This is a genomic window from Martinezella paranaensis (assembly GCF_014200235.1).
Classification (GTDB): domain Bacteria; phylum Pseudomonadota; class Alphaproteobacteria; order Rhizobiales; family Rhizobiaceae; genus Rhizobium; species Rhizobium paranaense.
In genome coordinates this window covers 30,963-51,301 of record NZ_JACHBI010000004.1, presented here as the reverse complement: position 1 = coordinate 51,301, position 20,339 = coordinate 30,963, and the positions used below count along the sequence as shown (strand labels likewise).

General features: G+C 60.3%; 9 protein-coding genes. 1 reads left to right on the top strand and 8 read right to left on the bottom strand.

Going from position 1 to position 20,339, the window contains the following annotated elements; genetic code table 11:
- Nucleotides 1-66: 66 nt before the first annotated feature.
- Nucleotides 67-3,528, bottom strand: a complete 3,462-nt coding sequence (gene pyc / locus GGD50_RS11520; RefSeq protein ID WP_107109838.1) for a pyruvate carboxylase — start codon at nucleotides 3,526-3,528, stop codon at nucleotides 67-69.
- Nucleotides 3,529-3,646: 118 nt separating this feature from the next.
- Nucleotides 3,647-4,387: a helix-turn-helix transcriptional regulator gene (locus tag GGD50_RS11515; RefSeq protein ID WP_107109839.1), complete on the bottom strand. Its 741-nt coding sequence runs from the start codon at nucleotides 4,385-4,387 to the stop codon at nucleotides 3,647-3,649.
- 367 nt (nucleotides 4,388-4,754) lie between these two features.
- On the opposite strand from GGD50_RS11515, the gene GGD50_RS11510 reads away from it, so the two are divergent.
- Complete coding sequence (locus GGD50_RS11510) at nucleotides 4,755-6,524, top strand: glucan ABC transporter ATP-binding protein/ permease (protein WP_107109840.1); 1,770 nt, start codon at nucleotides 4,755-4,757, stop codon at nucleotides 6,522-6,524.
- Between the two features lie 448 nt (nucleotides 6,525-6,972).
- Here the strand turns inward: GGD50_RS11510 and GGD50_RS11505 are convergent, their stop codons facing one another.
- From GGD50_RS11505 to GGD50_RS11480, 6 genes are all read right to left on the bottom strand, one after another.
- Entirely contained in the window at nucleotides 6,973-8,064 is a 1,092-nt protein-coding gene (locus GGD50_RS11505; protein ID WP_107109841.1) for a porin, read from the bottom strand.
- A 343-nt stretch (nucleotides 8,065-8,407) separates the two neighbouring features.
- A complete protein-coding gene (locus GGD50_RS11500) occupies nucleotides 8,408-9,622 on the bottom strand; it encodes an OpgC family protein (protein ID WP_107109842.1) in 1,215 nt (404 codons plus the stop codon).
- Between the two features lie 191 nt (nucleotides 9,623-9,813).
- Nucleotides 9,814-18,324, bottom strand: a complete 8,511-nt coding sequence (locus tag GGD50_RS11495) for a glycoside hydrolase family 94 protein (RefSeq protein WP_107109843.1) — start codon at nucleotides 18,322-18,324, stop codon at nucleotides 9,814-9,816.
- Between the two features lie 424 nt (nucleotides 18,325-18,748).
- Entirely contained in the window at nucleotides 18,749-19,432 is a 684-nt protein-coding gene (locus tag GGD50_RS11490) for a helix-turn-helix domain-containing protein (RefSeq protein ID WP_210318822.1), read from the bottom strand.
- A gap of 274 nt (nucleotides 19,433-19,706) precedes the next feature.
- On the bottom strand, nucleotides 19,707-19,865 hold the full coding sequence (locus GGD50_RS11485; protein ID WP_181316113.1) for a hypothetical protein: 159 nt from the start codon (nucleotides 19,863-19,865) through the stop codon (nucleotides 19,707-19,709).
- Between the two features lie 167 nt (nucleotides 19,866-20,032).
- On the bottom strand, nucleotides 20,033-20,227 hold the full coding sequence (locus GGD50_RS11480) for a hypothetical protein (RefSeq protein WP_107109844.1): 195 nt from the start codon (nucleotides 20,225-20,227) through the stop codon (nucleotides 20,033-20,035).
- Nucleotides 20,228-20,339: the final 112 nt, after the last annotated feature.

Genomic DNA, 20,339 nt, shown 5'->3' with positions numbered 1-20,339 from the left:
TCAATTCCGCATTCAGAGAAGGGGCAGGCTCAAAGAGCTGCCCCTTCCTTGTTTCGCTATGGACGTTCAAGCCCCGTAAACCACCAGCAGGTCCTTGGCGTCGATCTGGTCGCCGGCGCGGACGAGGACTTCGGCGATGGTGCCGTCTTTCTCCGCATGCAGGGCCGTTTCCATCTTCATCGCCTCGATGGAGACCAACACGTCGCCGGCCTTGATCTCCTGGCCGGGTGTGACGAAAACCGTCGAGATGACGCCCGGCATCGGTGCGCCGACATGGGCGGCATTGCCGACTTCGGCCTTGCGGCGGATGGCACTGCCCGACGCACCATGGGCACGGTCCGGCACCTTGATGCGGCGCGGCTGGCCGTTGAGTTCGAAGAACACGGTGACCATACCCTTGTCATCGGTGGCCGTCATTGCCTGGTTGACAATGACGAGCGTCTTGCCCTTCTCGATCTCGGCAAACAGCTCGTCGCCTTCCTTCAGACCGTAGAAATAGGCAGGCGTCGACAGGACCGACACCGGACCATAGGTATCGGCGGCCAGCGCATAGTCGGTGAAGACCTTCGGATACATCAGGTAGGAGGCGAATTCGAAGTCGTCGACCTTGCGTTCCAGCTTGGTCTCGATGACCTTGCGTTCGGCATCGAGATCGGCTTCGGCAAGCAGCGAGCCGGGGCGGACCGTATAGGGCTTCTCCCCCTTCAGCGCCTTCTTCTGCAGCGCTGCCGGCCATCCGGACGGCGGCTGGCCGAGATCGCCCTTCAGCATGGAAACAACCGAATCCGGGAAGGCGATGTCCTTGGCGGGATTTTCGACATCGGCAACCGTCAGGTCCTGGGACACCATCATCAGCGCCATGTCGCCGACCACCTTCGAGGACGGCGTCACCTTGACGATGTCGCCGAACATCTGGTTGGCATCAGCATAGGCCTGCGCCACCCGATGCCAGCGGGTCTCGAGACCGAGCGAACGCGCCTGCTCCTTGAGATTGGTGAACTGGCCGCCCGGCATTTCGTGCAGATAAACTTCCGAGGCCGGTCCCTTGAGGTCGCTTTCGAAGGCCGCATATTGATGGCGCACCGCCTCCCAATAGAAGGAGATGCGACGGATCCATTCGGGATCGAGGCCCGGATCGCGCTCGGTGCCCTTGAGCGCTTCGACGATCGAGCCGAGGCAGGGCTGCGAGGTGTTGCCGGAGAGCGCATCCATCGCCGCATCGACCGCATCGACGCCGGCATCGACCGCTGCCAGTACGGTTGCGGCTGCAATGCCCGAGGTGTCGTGCGTGTGGAAGTGGATCGGCAAGCCGGTCGCCTCACGCAGCGCCTTGAACAGCACCTTGGCCGCAGCCGGCTTCAAGAGGCCGGCCATGTCCTTCAGCGCGATGATATGGGCGCCCGCCTTTTCCAGCTCGACGGCGAGATCGGTATAATATTTCAGGTCGTATTTCGGGCGGGCGGAATTGAGGATATCGCCGGTGTAGCAAATCGCTGCTTCACAAAGCTTGTTCTCCTCGGCAATGGCATCCATCGACACGCGCATGTTTTCGACCCAGTTCAGGCAGTCGAAGACGCGGAAGAGGTCGATGCCGCCCTTGGCCGCCTGGCGGACAAAATATTTGACGACATTGTCGGGATAGTTGGTGTAGCCGACGCCGTTGGCGCCGCGCAGCAGCATCTGCAAGAGCAGGTTCGGCGCACCCTCGCGGATCAGCGACAGGCGCTCCCACGGATCTTCGGTCAGGAAGCGCATGGAGACGTCGAAGGTGGCGCCGCCCCAGCATTCCAGCGACAGCAACTGCGGCAGAGCGCGCGCATAGGTGCCGGCGACCCGGGCGATGTCGAAGGTGCGCATGCGGGTGGCAAGCAGCGACTGATGGCCGTCGCGCATCGTCGTGTCGGTCATCAGTACACGCTTTTCGCCGCGCATCCACTCGGCGAATTTCTGCGGGCCGAGCTGATCCAGACGCTGCTTGCTGCCGTCGGGAACCTTACCGTCGATATAGGGCAATACCGGCTCGGCCGCCTTCGGCGACGGCGCCGGCCGGCCGCGGGCTTCCGGATGGCCGTTGACGGTGACGTCGGCGAGATAGGTCAAAAGCTTGGTGGCGCGGTCCTGACGCTTGACCTGCTGGAACAGCTCCGGCGTCGTGTCGATGAAGCGCGTCGTATAGCTGTTATCCTTGAACTTCGGATGGGTGATGATCGCTTCGAGGAAGGTCAGGTTCGTGGCGACGCCGCGGATGCGGAATTCGCGCAGCGCGCGGTCCATGCGGGCAATCGCTTCCGACGGGCTCGGCGCCCATGCCGTCACCTTGACGAGCAGCGGATCGTAATAGCGGGTGATGATGGCGCCGGAATAGGAGGTGCCGCCGTCGAGGCGGATGCCGAAGCCGGAGGCCGAACGATAGGCGGTGATGCGGCCGTAATCCGGAATAAAATTATGCTCCGGATCTTCCGTCGTCACGCGGCACTGCAGGGCATGGCCGTTGAGGCGGATGTCCGCCTGCTTCGGAACGCCCGATTCCGGCGTGCCGATGGCGAAGCCGTCGAGGATATGGATCTGCGCCTTGACGATATCGATGCCGGTGACGACTTCGGTCACCGTATGCTCGACCTGGATGCGCGGATTGACTTCGATGAAGTAGAATTTGCCGGTATCGGCATCCATCAGATATTCGACGGTGCCGGCGCCGACATAGTTCGTGGCTTCAGCGATCTTCAGCGAATAGGCGGCGAGTTCCTGGCGCTGCGCTTCTGTGAGATAGGGTGCCGGTGCACGCTCGACGACCTTCTGATTGCGGCGCTGAACCGAACAGTCACGCTCGAACAGATGCACGACATTGCCGTGCGTGTCGCCCAGCACCTGGCTTTCGACATGGCGGGCGCGCTCGACCAGCTTTTCCAGATAGACCTCATCCTTGCCGAAAGCGGCCATCGCCTCGCGCTTGGCTTCGGTCACTTCCTTGGCGAGATCGGCCTTGGAGCGGATGACGCGCATGCCGCGGCCGCCGCCGCCCCAGGAGGCCTTGAGCATGACCGGATAGCCGATCGCCTCGGCCATCTTGGCAACCTCCGCCATGTCATCCGGCAGCGGCTCGGTGGCCGGCACGACGGGAACGCCGACCGAAATCGCCAGATTGCGGGCTGCCACCTTGTTGCCGAGCTGGCGCATCGTATCGGCGCGCGGGCCGATGAAGATGATGCCGGCGGCATCGCAGGCATCGACGAATTCCGGGCTTTCCGACAGCAAGCCGTAGCCGGGATGGATGGCATCGGCGCCGGACAACTTGGCGACGCGGATGATCTCGTCGATCGACAGATAGCTTTCGATCGGCCCGAGATCGCGGGCCAGATGCGGGCCGCGGCCGACCTGATAACTTTCATCCGCTTTGAAACGATGCAGCGCGAGTTTGTCTTCCTCGGCCCAGATGGCGACTGTTTTTATGCCGAGCTCATTGGCCGCGCGGAACACGCGGATCGCTATCTCGGAACGGTTGGCAACCAGGATCTTGGAAATGGGCAATGCGCTCTCCCTCACGAAGCCGAAAGCGGGCCATGCTGCACCCGCGAAGGGAATTCTTAACTTCTTGTCACAAGAAGTTCAATTTCCCCTGCGACATCCGACATCAAAATAGTTGCCATTACGGAATAAGTCCGTTTCTGAACGCGATGGCAACGATATGCTGGCGGTTTTTGGCGTTCAGCTTATCCTGGATGCTGTTCATATACCAATCGACCGTGTGATTGGAGATCTTGAGCATCCGGCTGATCTCCATGGAGGTCATGCCTTCTGCCAGAAGATTCAACACCTCCGTCTCGCGCCGCGTCAGCTTGACGTCGATTGTAGACGGCTGTTCCAGCGAATGCGCTTCATTGCGCAGCTCCAGTAGCCGCCAGAAGGCTTTTTTCGCCACCGCCTCGAACAGGGAGATTTCGACGGGCGACAGGTCGACCACGTTGCCGCCGATCGTCATGCTGCCGAGCAAGCCGCTGCGTCCATAGATGGGGAAGATGTAGCCATCGATCAGCCCGTTGGCGCGGGCATCGGCCATCATCTGCTCCATGCGCCGGCGCAGCGGATCGCCCTTCAGCGCCGACATGGCTTCGCGCCAGCGAAAAGGCCGTTGCGCCCGGCCGAGATAGCGGATGGTAGGGTCGACAAGCAGGTATTTCTTGGAGACATAAGTGAGGGGCCATTTGTCGGGCCAGCGCCCGGCCAGCATCACCGTCATGGGGTCCGTATTCGGCCGCGGCTGCTTCAGCAGACCATAGAAATCGAACTTATAGGACCTAAGAACCAGCTCCAGTTCCGCCACGACATTCTTGGCAAGCTTGCATTCTTCAATGACCACAAGCAATTGTATTAAGGAATGAATATTCACATATACCCCCTGGCCTAAAAGCCTGGTCGTTCGTCAGCAGATGCCGCCCGCATTTCCCGCGAGCCTCCGAGGCGGCTGATGGCGCGCAAACATAATCGGATCGAAATTAAATTAAACGTCTTTGGCGAAAAATTTTGTGATCAACCCTGAATAGCAACCACATCGCCGCCCGACAATGCCATGATATAAACTATTCTCAAATTGTCGCATTTTCCTGACAACCGATTGCACGCCCCTGCAGCACCCGGCAAAACGCCAAAAAATTCGCCTGAAAAAACAGTGTAGGATTCCGTTAATCGCCGGTTCAGGAACCAATCTGTAGCATCCGAGCATTCCGTATTTCGCAGATGCACAGAGGGTGCCAGACGTGTCGCTGTTCAAAGTCTATGCAAGAGCCCTGAAGTATCTTGGCGCGTATCGATATCGCGTCTGGATGGTTGTCATTGCAAACATCGCATTGGCGATGACGACTATTTACGAGCCGGTTCTGTTCGGCCGCATCTTCGACGCCATTGCCAAAAAGCAGGCTGCGGCGCCGACGATGATGCTGTGGGCTGGTTTCGCCGTCTTCAGTGCGGTTGCCTTCATCGTCGTTTCCCGCGAGGCGGATCGTCTTGCCCATGGACGCCGCGCCTCGCTGCTGACCGAAGCGTTCAGCCGCATCATCTCCATGCCGCTCTCCTGGCATAGCCAGCGCGGCACGGCGAGTGCGTTGAACACGCTGCTGCGCGCTTGCGAAGCCCTCTTCGGTCTGTGGCTCGAATTCATGCGCAACCATCTGACGACGGCAGTCGCTCTCATCGTGATGATCCCGACCGCCATCGCCATGGACCTGCGCCTGTCGGCCGTTCTCATCCTGCTCGGCGTCTTTTACTGGATCATCGGCCGTCTGGTCATGAACCGGACGAAGGATGGCCAGACCTCGGTGGAGAGCCATTACAATACCGTGTTCTCGCACGTCAGCGACTCGATCAGCAACGTCTCGGTGCTGCATAGCTACAACCGTATCGAAGCCGAAACCAAGGCGTTGAAGTCCTTCACCGAACGACTGCTCGCCGCCCAGTATCCGGTTCTCGACTGGTGGGCGCTGGCCGGCGCGCTGAACCGTACGGCTTCGACCGTCGCGATGATGGCGATCCTGATGATCGGTACGCTGCTCGTCCAGGACGGCAGCCTGAGCCTCGGTGCGCTCATCACCTTCATCGCTTTCGCCAACGTGCTGATCGGCCGTCTGGAACAGCTCCGCAACTTCGCCAACCAGATCTTCGAAGCACGCGCCAAGCTAGAAGACTTCTACACGCTGGAAGATTCCGTCCGCGACCGCGAAGAGCCGGCCGGCCTTGCTGAAATCAAGGACGTCAAGGGCGAGGTTGAGTTCCGCAACGTGTCCTTCGGCTTCGGCAATACGTCGCAGGGCCTGCGCAACATCAACTTCACGGTGAAGGCCGGTCAGACGGTCGCCATCGTCGGCCCGACCGGCGCCGGCAAGACGACGCTGGTCAACCTGCTGCAGCGCGTCTTCGACCCGCAGGACGGCCAGATCCTCGTCGACGGCAATGACATCACCAAGGTGACGCGCAAGTCGCTGCGCCGCTACATTGCCACCGTCTTCCAGGATGCCGGCCTGCTGAACCGCTCGATCAGCGACAACATCCGTCTCGGCCGCGAGGGCGCGACGGAAGAGGAAATGGTTCGCGCTGCCGAGGCGGCTGCCGCCAATGACTTCATCGAGAATCGCGAGAGCGGTTACGAGACCCGGGTCGGCGAACGCGGCAACAAGCTCTCCGGCGGCGAGCGCCAGCGTATCGCTATTGCCCGCGCCATCCTCAAGGACGCGCCGATCCTCGTGCTCGACGAGGCGACCAGCGCGCTCGACGTGGAGACCGAGAACCGGGTCAAGGCGGCGATCGACAATCTGCGCCAGAACCGCACGACCTTCATCATCGCTCACCGCCTGTCGACGGTACGCGAGGCCGATATCGTGCTCTTCCTCGACAACGGCCGCGTCATTGAAAACGGCAGCTTCAACGAGCTCAGCCAGAGCAACGGCCGCTTCGCCGCCCTGCTCCGCGCCAGCGGCATCCTGACGGACGACGAAGTCCGCAAGGCACACGCAACGGAAAACGAAGCCGCCTAGCATTTCGCAGGGGCCTAAAGATCGAAGCCGGGAGAGTGATACTCTCCCGGCTTTTTTGTTGCCGAATTTTCGCCAGACGGCATTTGTCAGGCGAGCGCGTTACCGCCGCAGCTTTGTGCCTGGCCCCTCACCCCAACCCTCTCCCCGCTTATGCGGGAGAGGGAGCTTACCGAGCAAAGTCAGCACATTTAGTCCATGGCACAGAGCGTGCCCCAAACACGGAACTGGTCCCCTCTCCCCGCAAGCGGGGAGAGGGCTAGGGTGAGGGGCTCTGCCAAATACCCGGGCCATACCCAAAAACAAGAAAGGCCCGGCAGGGAAAACCGGGCCTTTCTCCTTCTCTGATCGGAGGTCAAATCGGTAGTGGCGTCAAGCTGGAGTTACGGCCGACGTCAAACCGGTAGTGACGGGTCAACCTGGTTATGACCAAGGTCAACCCGGGATCAGATCAGAACTTGCGTTCGAAGCGAAGCACGCCGGCCCACTGGTCCTTGTCGGCCGCATCCCAATCTGTGTAGGAGACTTCCGGCTCGATCAGCAGGTCCTTGACCGGACGCCAAGCGACGTTGGCGGTGGCGGCAAAGATCTTCGAGTCGGTATAGGCTACCTGCGCATTGGCCTGCAGCTTCGGCGTCAATTGATAGCTGGCGCCGGTCCAGAAGGCCCAGTCGCCCCAGCCGCAATCCGCACCATTGGTCGGGCAGGCAGAACGGTTGCTGTTGAGGTAGGACCCGGCATACTTGTTGAGCTTGTCGCCGTCCGTGTTCCAGCCGCCCATCAGGAAGGCCTTGAAGTCACCGAAATCGGCATCGATACGCGCCTTGATGGCGCCTTCCTCGACAATGCTGTCATAGCCGCCGATAACCCGCAGCGTCCATGCACCTGCCTTGTAGCCAGCGCCGGCGACAACGTCGGGAGCATAGTGATCGGCCTTGCCGGTTCGCCATGCGCCGCCGTAGGAGGAGGTGTCGGCGGACGAGTTGGAATCTTCCAGCGAGATCACCGCCGTGAAGCCGTTGCCAGCATCATATTTGTAGGTGAACTGGTTGAGTTCCTTCGGGCCGTCATAGACGACGTCGTCGTTGATGACGTTGCCGGCATAGCCCATGTAGAGATTGTACTGCGAGTCGAGCTTACCGACGGTGAAGCCGGCGAGGCTGATATTGGCCCACAGCAGCTTGGTGGAGGTGCTGCCGCCTTCTTGCCAGTCCCAACGGTAGACGGTGTTGGTCTTCAGCGGGCCGTATTCGGTATCGCTGGCCGTGTCGATGTAGAGCTCGGCGCGGGTGTGCCAGAGCGTACCGTTCCTGCTGTTGGCGTTGTAGGCATCGTACCACTCGCCTTCGGTACGGACGCGGCCGCCGATCTTGAGGCAGGTTTCGGTGCCCGGAATAAAGAAGTAGCCGGCGCCATAGGCGTCGCAAATGCGAACATATTGAAGCGGTTCCGGTTCGGCGGCCACGATGGCGTCAGCCGCCTGCGCCCCCGATACGGCGGCCAGGGCGGCGGCCGAACCGAGAAGAAGACTTCTGATATTCATAGATTACTCCAATCCAGTATCGATTGGGCATGAGTGATCGCGCCGAGAATTCGACGTCCCTACCCCATTCCCGTTTTGACAATCCCCACGAATGCGTCGCGTCCGTTTGGACGCGTATAGCGCCGGGGTGACGGCACTCCCCGAGCGCCCTCACAAACCGGATGTATGTAATTCAATTTTGCACAACAAGATTTTGAGCAATAGAATCTTTGCTGCAGCGCAATGAGCCGCCATTGCGTTGCAGAAAGATCACGTCACACTTCGTTCACATAGCGTCGCAAATCGAATTACCGATATAAATCAGTAAATTATTCGTTGTGGTACCAAATGGCCGCAGAGCCGACTATCGGCGCTTTTCGATTTGCACCGGCAGCGGAATGCTCGCGACAGACGTTGAAAGCGGCCGGCGGCTGGCGCCATCCAGCCGTTTGTGCTCGAGATAATAGGCATAGGCGAACTGCGCGACGAGGCCGACGATGACATAGGCACCGCCGACGGCCGGGTCCTTGTCGGTGACGTAGAGGATCACCTGGCCGGCCATGGCGAGAATCGTGCCCGCAACGAAGATGCTGAGGGAATGCCGCCCGAGGATTGCCAACGGATGATCGGCGGACCGACGCAGCAGCCGCGAAATGGTCGGTAGAGTGATGATGAGATAGGCAAGCGCCAGCACATGCAGCAAGCGCGGCAGCGACAGAAACGTCTTGTCGAAACCGGTGACGACCGTCGGCAGGCCGAACGCCGCGAGATGATCGCCCAGCACCCAGAGCTTGTCGGTGACCCAGATGAAGGACAGGATCACATAGGCGAGCGATAGCGCAAACAGGACCGGATTATAGGATATCCGGCCACCGCGCTTCACATGCATGACGGCAACGAAGCCGATGACGAACAGGAACTGCCAGGAGAGCGGATTGAGGAACCAGAAGCCGTCCAGCAGCATGGTGTGCGGCGCGATCTGATAGATGCCCGCGACCAGCCAGACGCCAGCCGAAACCGAAAGCAGAAGCAGCGGGCTTCGCGCCTCCAGCACCATGATCAGCGGCAGCATCAGGAACAATGCGCCATACATCGGCAGGATGTTGTTGTAACCGATCTGGTGTCCGAGCAGCAGCAGGGCGGCAATGCCGCGGGCGGGATCCATCAGCACGGCGAGGATGTTCACCTCGCAGAGCAGGCCCGCATGCCGGAATATCCAAGCGCCGGAAATGAACAGCACCAGCGTGATGAAAGTGGTGATCATGTGCGCCGTATAGAGCGTGAAGGCGCGCCTGACCGCTTTCCAGGCGATCGACAATCGGTTGCCGGGCTTGAACCGCGTGCCGTAGGCAAGACCGACGGAGATGCCAGAGATCAGCACGAAAGCTTCCGCCCCATCGGAGAAGCCGAAATTCTTGGTGGTCAGCCGCTCAAGGAACTGACCGGGCACATGATTGATGAAGATCGTGATCAGGGCCAAAGCCCTTAGAACATCCAGTCTGGTATCCCGCTGCGCCCCTGGCATCGGCAAGCGCACCGGACTTGCCGAGGCTAGATCGATATTCGCCCTGGAATTCATGGATCTCTCCTGTTCCGACAATCAAATGCGATCGTGGCCAAAGAGTTCCCATTGCTGCGCCCCCGCGCCCCGGAGGGCGCGTAAGGTCGCAGCAACGTTTTTGATGGCGCATAGTTTTTCCGGAAATCGATTCCGACTTTCGGGGCTATGCGCTGGCCCCGATCGTCAAAGCGAAACAGTGCGGGAAAACCCTACTGTCCGATCGGATAGCCCTCTTCGGGATGGGCGATCGCCCTGTCATTCACGGTAACCAAGTATCCCTTAGCATCGGGCGCTTTTGAGACGGAAATACGGTATTTTCCGCTCGGCAGATCGAGGTCCGCCGCAAAACCATCCCACTTCGACGGCAGTGCCGGCTTGACGTAGAGATGGCCGTTTTTGACACGGATACCGAGAATCCCCTCAATTGCTACGCGATAAAGCCATCCGGCCGAGCCCGTGTACCATGTCCAGCCGCCGCGGCCGGTCAATTGCCCCTCGCCATAGACGTCGGCGGCAATGACATAAGGCTCCACACGGTAAGTATCGGCCTGATCACGATTTCGTGCATGGTTCACCGGATTCAGCAGTTCGAAGCAATGCCAGGCATCGTCGCCGCGATTCATTTCCGCCAGTGCCATGACCACCCAGGTAGCGGCATGGGTATACTGGCCACCGTTTTCGCGGACACCCGGCGGGTAGGCCTTGATGTAACCCGGATCTCGCGCCGACTTGGCGAAAGGCGGCGTGAACAGCCGGATGATGCGGTTGTCATCATCGACCAGCTTTTCGAGAACGGCGTTCAGCGCCTTCTCGCCGCGCTCGCGGTCGCCTTGGCCGGAGAGAATATTCCAGGACTGCGCGATCGAATCGATCTGGCATTCGAAATTCTCGTCCGAGCCGAGCGGGCTGCCATCGTCGAAGTAGCCGCGACGATAATGACCGCCATCCCAGCCCGCCGTTTCCAGCGCCTTGCGCAATTCCGGCAGATGCTTCTTCCAGCGCTCGACGCGCTCCTTGTCGCCGCGGGCTTCCGCGTAGGGCAGAAAAGCGTTGAGCGTGCCAGCCAGGAACCAGCCGAGCCAAACGCTTTCACCACGACCCTGGATGCCGACGCGGTTCATGCCGTCGTTCCAGTCGCCGCCGAGGATCAGCGGCAGACCGTTGCCGCCCTTGCGCTTGATCGCGAGATCGAGCGCCAAAGCCGCATGCTCGTAGACGCTGACCTTATCCTGCGACACGGTCGGCTGGTAGAAAACGTCATGCGTGCCGGGCATGAGGGCCGCACCTTCGACGAAGGCAAGCTCTTCATCGAGGAGCGACTTGTCGCCGGTCACGGTGCAATACTGGTCGATGGCATAGGCGAGCCAGACGACATCGTCAGAGATACTCGTGCGTACGCCGGCGCCGCTGCCCGGCAGCCACCAATGCTGCACATCACCTTCGCGGAATTGGCGTTGCGCCGCATTCAGGATCTGGTTGCGGGCAAGCTCCGGTGCGTGCATCAGGAATGCCAGCGTATCCTGCAACTGGTCGCGGAAGCCGAAAGCACCCGACGACTGATAGAAGGCCGTACGTGACAAGATGCGGCAACCGAGGCTCTGGTAGGGAAGCCAGGCATTGATCAGGTTGTCCATCGCCTTGTCCGGCGTCGAGATCTGCAGACGGCCGGTGAAGCCGTCCCAGAAGCCGCGGCTGGCCGAAAGCACGGCCTCGAAATCGGCCTTGCGGATATCGGCAACCAACGCACGCGCCTCTTCGATCGAAGCGGTATCGCCCATATAGAGGCAGATATCCTTCTGCTCGCCGGCTCCGACAGTCAGGTCGAAGGCGAGTGCCGCGCAGGGATCGCCGTCGAGATCGGTGGAGTTGGAGAGGACCGCGCCGGAAACGACCGCTTCCGGCATCTGCACCGTGCCATGGCGGCCGATGAATTCGCGGCGGCTGGCTGAGAAGCTCGAATGTCCTTCGCTCGCCGCCATGAAAGCGACACGCTTGGAATAGTCGATGCTGTAGGCATTGTTGGCAAACAGCGCACCCGTTTCCTCATCCAGCGACGATAGGATGAACGGCCGCGTCTTGTTCGGATTGGTGCCGAGGACCCATTCCGCATAATTGTAGAGCCGCAGCCGGCGGGCGCCGTCGCCCGTATTGCGGATGCGCAGGCGGAAGAGCTTGACCGGACGCTCGCGGTCGACCGTTTGCGTCAGTTCCAGCGCAATGCCGTTTTGCTTGCTCGAGAACACCGAATAGCCAAGCCCGTGACGGGCCTCATATCGCACATTCGGATTGCGCGACAGGCTCGCATAGGGAGTCATGACCGTGTTGCTGTCGAGATCGGTCACGTAAAGCGCCTCGCCCGGACGGTTGATGACCATGTCGTTGGTCCACGGGGTCAACTGATAGTCGCGTGAGTTATGGCTCCAGGTGAAGCCACCGCCTTCGGCCGGCACATGGAAGCCGAAGCGCTCGTTGGAGATGACGTTGATCCACGGCTGCGGCGTCGACTGACCGCCGGCGAGCCGGACGACATATTCGCGGCCATTGTCGGCAAAGCCGCCATAACCGTTCCAGAAGTCCAGATCGTCCTGCGCTTCCAGTTCGTCGGCTGCGAAAACCGATTTCTGCGGCACCATCGGCACGGCAAGACGATTGACCGGCGCCGGCCCATCGGATTGCGCGGAACCGAACAGCGTCGCCGCACGGGCGATTTGATCGACGAGCTTGCCGTTGCGTGCATGGAAGATCACGCGCGAGGCAGCAAGAATCTGCTGGTAAGTCTCCTGCTCGATCAGATCCTTGCGGACCGAGAAGATATTCTGACGCAGCCCTTCGCCCTGATTGTGGCGAATATGCTCGACGAGCTTGTCCAGCTCGCGCTGCATGTCCTGGGCCTGATCGACGGCGCGCTCGTTGACGATCACCAGATCGGCATTGATGCCGCGCGAACGCATATATTCCGCCGCGCTCAGCGCTTCCCTGGCGATTTCGAGATCGATATCGTCATTGATGCGCAGCGTGAAGATCGGGAAATCACCCGAGATCGTCACCGGCCAGAGCGCCGACTGCGAATGCAGGCCAGCCTGAACGGTGGCGCCGTCGGCGCGCAGATGCATATCCGGATAGACGAGATAGCGCGCAAGCTTCTGGAAGGCTGCGGCCTGCTGCGAGGTGACGCCGACATGGCGCATCTGCATCTGCGTGCGCGTCCAGGCCTGCGTGAGCTCGATGCCGAACGTATCGGGATTGCGGTAGCGATCGACCGCCTTGTCGACATCCTCACGATGCGGTGCGGCGATCGTCCAGAAGATCACGCTGACCTTCTTGCCCGCCGGCACGCGCACGACGCGGCGCAGCGAAAGGCAGGCGTCCATGGTGAAGCCATCCGTACCGGAGAGGACTGCACCCGGATCGAAAGCAGCAGCTTCCGCCAGCGTCCGGCCACGGCCGAGGAACTTGCGGCGGTCCGTCTCGAATTCAGTCGGACGCTCGGTGCCGGCATTGTCGACGACCAGGTGGGCGACAGACATGTCAGGCTCGTTATAGTCGCGCTTGTTGCGCTCAGCGCGGATCACATCGCCGCTGCTGCCGATTTCGGTGCGCACGAACATGCGGGCAAAGACCGGATGGCCGGAATCGACGTCATCGCTTGCGATAGCCGGCTCGAGATAGGAGGTCACCTCGATGAAGCGATCCTCCGCGCCCATGTTGAGCAGCGTCACGCGGCGGCCTTCGGCATCGTGTTCGGTTGCGACGATGCACTCGACGTCGCTGGTGAGATCACCCACCGTCTTGCTGTATTCCGCCTTTTCATCGCTGAAGGTGACCTTGACCTTCTCGCCTTCGACGCTGCGCGGCTCGGAGGTGGCCGACCACCACTGGCCGGACGCGGTATCGCGTAGGAAGATGAAGGTGCCCCAACGGTCTTCCGTCGGATCGGCCCGCCAACGCGAGACGGACAAGCCGTTCCAGCGCGAATAACCGGCGCCAGTCGCCGTGAGCATGACGGCATAATGACCGTTGGAGAGGAAGGCGAGTTCGCGGTCCTGCGTGGCCGGATCGGCGATCTTGCGGATTTCCGGACGCAGCATGTCTTCCTGGATATTCGCCGGCTGGTCGCTCTCGTGCTTGGCGGCCATGACCGGGATGTCGCGCGGCGCCTTTTCCTGCAGCAGCAGTTCGGCCGCTTCGATCACCGGATCGGCGTGGAAGAGCTCGCGCAGGCGACCATTGAAGGCGACGTTGGCAATAGCCGCAATCGACATGCCGTGATGGTGGGCATAATAGTTGAAGACCACCGCGCACTTCTTGCCTTCCGGAACGCGGGTCGGCGTGAAGTCGACGGCGTCGTGGAAGCCATAGGTGCCGAGGGCGCCGACCTTGCGCAGCTTCTGCAGGTTTTCGAGCGCCGCTTCCGGCCGGTATTGGCTGGCGAGGATAGAGGCATAAGGCGCGATGACGGCATTCTGGCCGAGGCCGCGCTTCAGGCCGAGCGAAGGCACACCGAAGTTGGTGTACTGGTAGTGCATATAGTGGTCGCGGGCGTTGAACGCCGCTTCCGAAATGCCCCAGGGAATGCCGGCGCCGAGGCGCTTGGCATAGTTCATCTGCTCCTGAACGATCAGATTGTTGGTCTGGTTCAGGATACCGCCCTGACGCTCCTGCATGACGAGCGGCGGCATCAGATATTCGAACATCGAGCCGGACCAGGAAACCAGCGCGCCACGCGAGCCGATCGGCACGACCTGGCGGCCGAGACGATACCAATGCTCCGTCGGCAGGTCGCCCTTGGCGATGGCGAAGAGGCTGGTAAGACGGGCTTCGGACGCCAGCAAGTCGTAGCAGGCGGCATCGAGTTCGTTGGTTTCGACGCGGAAGCCGATGGAAAGCAGGCGCCGTTCCGGGCGGTAGAGGAAACCGAATTCCATACCGAAGGCGGTCTCGCGCATGCGGTCGCGCAGCTTGGCCAGGCGCTGACGCAGCGCATCGACATTGGCGAGATCGAAGACGCTGTCGGCGATATGGCCTTCGCAGACCTTCACCAGCGATTCCGACCAGGTGAGCACCTCGCCGCTCTGCGGCGACTTGACCTCGTGGTCGAGGTTGGCGGCGAGTTTCTGGATATCATGCGCCAGGACGGACAGGTTGATGATGCGGATCGAGGCGAACTCGTGCTCGCGCTTGACGGCCGCCAGAGCGTTGCGGAAGCCGATGATGCGCTCTTCCAGGCGATGGCGCAGCGGACGAACGGTCTTGCGGTCATCCGGCAGTTCGGCAAGCATTTCGCCGAGAATGCCGGCGACATCGCCGATACCGTCGAGGTTGCCCTGCATATGCGCGGAAGGTGCTTCCGCCCAGATGCGGCAGGCCGAAGACACGGCGATCAGATGGCCGGCAAAGTTACCGCTATCGACCGCCGAGACGTAGCGCGCGCCCATCGGCTTCAGCGTATCCGTATGATACCAGTTGCAGAGATGCCCGCGGAATTTCTCGAGCTTCTCGACGGTCGCCATGGTCTTTTCCATGCGATCGATGGTTTCTTCGAAGGAAATCCAGCCGAAATTGCGGGCCGAAATCACCGAGAGCAGGTAGACGCCGATATTGGTCGGCGAGGTACGCGAAGCAACCACCGCATGCGGCGTCTGCTGCACATTGTCCGGCGGCAGGTGGTTCTGCTGCTCGACAACGAAGGTGTCGAAATAACGCCAGGTGCGCCGCGCGATCTTGCGCAGCTCGGCCGAAACGCTTTCCGGCACTTCGAGCTTGTCTTCGGTTTCCGCCGTCTGGCTGACATACCAGGCGATCGCCGGCGACAGAATCCACAGCAGCGCGAAGGGAATGCCGACAAAGAAGGCGTTGTCGCCGGAAAGAGACGCGAAAGCCAATGCCAGCAGCGCCAGCACCGGTGCGTGCCACATGACGCGGTAATGGCCGAGGATCGTCGTCTGGGCAGCCGCCTGGGCGCTGGCCGCCGTGCGCCATTGCAGCATCAGCTTGCGGCTGACGAAGGCACGGTAGAGCGAGCGGCCGATAGCGTCAGCCATGATGCAGGCGCCGTCGGCGATGAAGACGATCCGTAGCGCTACTTGCGCATTGGCGGCACGAATATCCGACCAGACCGTATAGAGATGGGCGCGGGCGACGATATCGCTGGTGCGCGGAATGATGCCGTTGATCAGCGACAGCGTCGGTGCCACGAACAGGCAGAAGATCAGCAGGATCTGCCAGATCAGGGCGGCGAACGGCCCCATGAAATACCAGCCGAGCACGGAGGCGAAGAACCAGGCGATCGGCGTCAGCGAGCGGCGCAGATTGTCCATCATCTTCCAGCGGCCGAGGCCGGTGACACCGCGCTTCGGATTGAAGAGATAGGGAAGCAACTGCCAGTCGCCGCGAGCCCAGCGATGCTGGCGCGAGACTTCGACTTCGTAACGGATCGGGAAATCCTCGACGAGTTCGCAGTCAGTAACTAGGGCGCAGCGCGCCATCGAGCCTTCGAGCAAGTCGTGGCTGAGAACCGCGTTCTCCTCGATCTTGCCCTTCAGCGAAGCTTCGAACGCGTCGACATGATAGAGGCCCTTGCCGGTGAACGTACCTTCCTCGACCAGGTCCTGATAGACGTCGGAGACAGCAAAGACATAGGGGTCGAGACCGCGGTTGACGGAGAAGACGCGCTGGAACACCGAAGCGTCCTTGCCGGTCGTCAGCGACGGGGTGACGCGCGGCTGCAGCACGCCGTAGCCACGCACGACACGCTTGGTTTCAGGATCGAAGACCGGGCGGTTGGTCGGATGATGCAGCTTGCCGACGAGCTTCGTGACCGTGTCGCGCACCAGGCGCGTATCGGAATCGAGCGTCATGACGTATTGCACGTTCTTCGGCACGGTATTGGCGCCGGGCAGGAAGGTCGTGTCGCGGTCGCCGCGCAGCAACAGGTTCAGTTCGTGCAGCTTGCCGCGTTTGCGCTCCCAGCCCATCCAGGCGCCTTCGGCCGGATTGTAGAGGCGGCGGCGATGCAGCAAATAGAAGCGCTGCTTGCCGTCTTCCGCATAGCGGGCCGAGAGATTGGCGACTTCGCGACGGGCGTAATCCAGAATTTCCAGATCGCGTTCGCTCTCTTCTTCCTTGCTGTCCGGCCAGTCGCTCAGCAGCGCGTAATAGACTTCGCCAAGCGGATTGGCGAGATAATGAACTTCGATGTTGCGCACCAGTTCGTCGACGCTGTCGCGATTGGCGATCAATGTCGGCACGACGACCAGCGTGCGGGCCTCTTCCGGAATGCCCTCCTTGAACTCATAGCCGACGAGACGCGCCGGCGTGAGGTACATGGTGACCACGAAGTTGAACAGGCCGGTGGCGCCTTCCGATGCCGGCAGCGAGAACATCAGCAGCAGGATTATGGTTTCAGCCCAGCCCATGCCGGCCTGGATCATGAAATAACCAACGATCCAGAGAGCGATGACGGTGAGCAGAAGAACGGGGGCGGCGATCGCCAGCCAGTTGAACTTGCGCCACTGGCGGACGAAGCGCTGCGACAGCTTCGGGCGGAAGCCGATCGCCTTTTCCAACTTCTCGATCTGCTGGCCGACAATGAAATCGCCGATATTCGGCTCATGCGGCTGCGGCTCGCCCGAGGCCTTGGCCGCTTCGGTCATGGCCATGGCGACCTGGGCGATCTCCATTTCCGTCTTGTCGGAGCGGCGGGCAAGCTTCTCGATGGCGCGGCGATAGCTGTTGCGTGAGCCGGGATCGAGCTTTGCGTAATCGGTCTCGTCCCAGAGCAGCTTGTCGACCGCGCTGACCTCCTCGACCCAGCCCGACCAGTCGGTGTCGTCGATCAGCCGCAGGCTTTTGATGATGTTGCCCATCGTCACATTGCCGGACGACAGGCGGTTATGCTCGGCCATCATGACGGTTTCGGCATCGGTGCCGGCTTCCGTCAGGCGCCTTTCCAGCCAGGTGACGGCAAGGCCAGAGGTATGCGAGCCATCGCGCAGGCGATAGAGGAACTGCGTGGCGAAGGTATTGTCTGATGTATAGGGCTCGAGCGTCCTCAGGAACTCGGTGACCTTGGCGTCGTCATTGAGGCGAATGAGCTCATCGACCGCGGCGTTGGCCTTCTTGCGCGTCAGGCGGCTCTGCTCGACGCGGCTGGAGATGCGACGCAGATTGTCGACGAGAACATAGCGCACCAGCGACGGAACCGCCCAGAGTTCACCGATCTTCAGCATCTCGTGCGACTGGAAGCCTTCGACGAGCGCCAGCAGGCCCTGGTTGGATACGGTGCTGTGCGTGTGGGCGACATAGAGCCAGGCAAGCGCCAGCGTGCGCGGCATCACCATGCCGTCTATGGTGATCTTCTGCAGTTGATCGTAGTACTTCTTCGGGAAATCGCGGCGGACTTCCTGGATCGCTTCCTCGATGATGTAGTGGTTGTCGAGCAGCCATTCGGCCGCAGGTGTGATCGATTCGCCGGCGTCGACGTCGGCATTGGCCGAACGATAGACGCGCAGGATCTCTTTTTCGTTCTCCTTGTGCCGGTCGAAGAAATCGAAGGACGCAAAGCCCGGCAGCTTCGTCGCAGCGCCGTTGCGGGCGAAGATCGCACCGCATTCCCGGATCTGATCGTTGGAGAAGTAGGTGGCACGGATCGAATCGTTATGATCGATCTGCTTGGCTTCAGAATCGCGCGGCGGAACAGTGGAGAGATTTTGAGATGTCATGGATTCGTGTTCTGGGTCCAAACAGAGTGACAGGCATTGTCGCCTTTAACGTCTCTTGTCCTGCCTCACACAACTATTCATGCATTTGGACCCTTTGCTTCGCTTCCCGGCGTGCGAAGGGGATGAATTCGAAGTGGCGGCTTAGAACAAACGTATTCAGGCGAAGATTTTCACGGCCTCTTCGTCAAGATCATGGCAATTTTGCGCCACCATTCGAAACAGGCTTCCGTGAAACTTGAGACGCAACCGGATGATTCCGGCAGCAGTCCGCTCGTGTCAAAGACAATCGATCAAGGTCATGAGGCATTCTCCTTAGGCTGATTTCTTGCGACCGCAAATCGGCAGGGCTTGGTAGGTTGAGCCCTGCATATCCCGCGGAAGATGAACTTAAACTGAACTCCCTCAAAAGATTCGCAAATTCCTCTCAAGAGCCGTTTTTTTCCGGGTAGGAAATGATCGACAGAAAGCGGATCGGCAGACTTGTCAGCACCTCCGGACCATGCGGCGCATCGGCGTCGAAGAACAGGCTGTCGCCGGGCCGCATCGCATAGAGCTTGTCGGCGTGACGGTATTCGACCTCTCCTTCCAGCATATAGATCAATTCCAGCCCTTCATGTTGAAACGCCGGAAAAACATCGGAATTGGCCGTTAGCGTGATGAGATAGGGTTCGACCTGCAATCCGCTAGACCCGTTGGCGATATGGCCGAGCAGATTGTACTGATGACCGGCGCGCGTCCCTCGCCGCTCCATCTCCAAACCCTCGCCGGCCCTGACGAAGACGGCGTTGCGTTTTTCTTCGAAACGCCGGAATAGCGATGTGACAGGCACACCGAGCGCCCGAGCCAGGGCCTGCAATGTGGTGAGAGACGGCGACGTGTTGCCGTTTTCGATCTTTGAGAGCATGCCGAGCGATATGCCGGTTGCCGAGGCAAGATCGGCGCCGGTGATGCCGAGCTTCTTGCGAAAGGCACGAACCTCGTGGCCGATCGCCAATTCGAGATTATTCTCCTTGGCGTCGCGTACGGCATGCGAATCCTGGTTCAGGACCGCCTTCACGTCGAGAGCACCACTCCGCCTGCTGCTGCGCCCAGCCCCCACCTTGGTCATGCTTCCGCCCCACTGTACTTTGTGTTTTGGCGGAGCTTACTGTTTTCATGAAGCGCATTCTATTGGGCGCAAGAAATTTTCTTTGCCCAGCAAAGTTTTGACAACGGTGGGAAAGAAGAGTTGCCGTAAGGTAAGGTTTCAACTTGGAACAAATAGGAATGTAATGGTAACCGTCAGGAAACAGAGAGGGGATGACCATCATCCTACAGCGCGCCGCAACGGCAGGCGCAAGATATGACCGATCAATGCCGGTCATATCATTCTTGCGGCGCGCTTAGATAACGATGCCGCAGACGATTGCAGCGATAAAGACAAACGCGGCTGAAAACAGCGCAACGTGGATCGCAGTCTGAATCTTGCTCCGCGTCGTTGCTACGCGCTTAGAACCGTCGAACTGATTCACATGCGTATTAGACATACCCAAATTCGCCATGTGTTGCCTCCGTTCGTTATTTTTTCGATGTTTTGCGGGCGAGTTCACGCCCGACATTCATACAATCCCTATCAATTAGGTAGAGATGGTTTTTCTTCCAGAGGCCAACGAAGGAAAAAATAAACCACTGGATGACGGTCGGGCTCGAAAGATCAGCAAAGCCGAAATCAGCAGAGAATACGGCGAGCCCAGATCAAAGTGCGCTCTACGGCGCTTACTTCGGGTTCGGGAGCCGCAGCTTCGGTCGGACCGATCTGACGGCGGCTCTTTTCTTCCGGCAGAGTGACGGCCAACGCGTCCTCCTCTTTCGCCGGCTGTGGCGGATGAAGATAACCCATGGTCATGCCACCCATGAAAAACATGCCTGCCTCCACTCGTGTATGACCCGTAACAGGGATCACGAAAGTTAACCGCCATTAATGGGATCATGACAGAATTGCGGCACGAGTCAATAGTCTATACGATTGGTCGTCT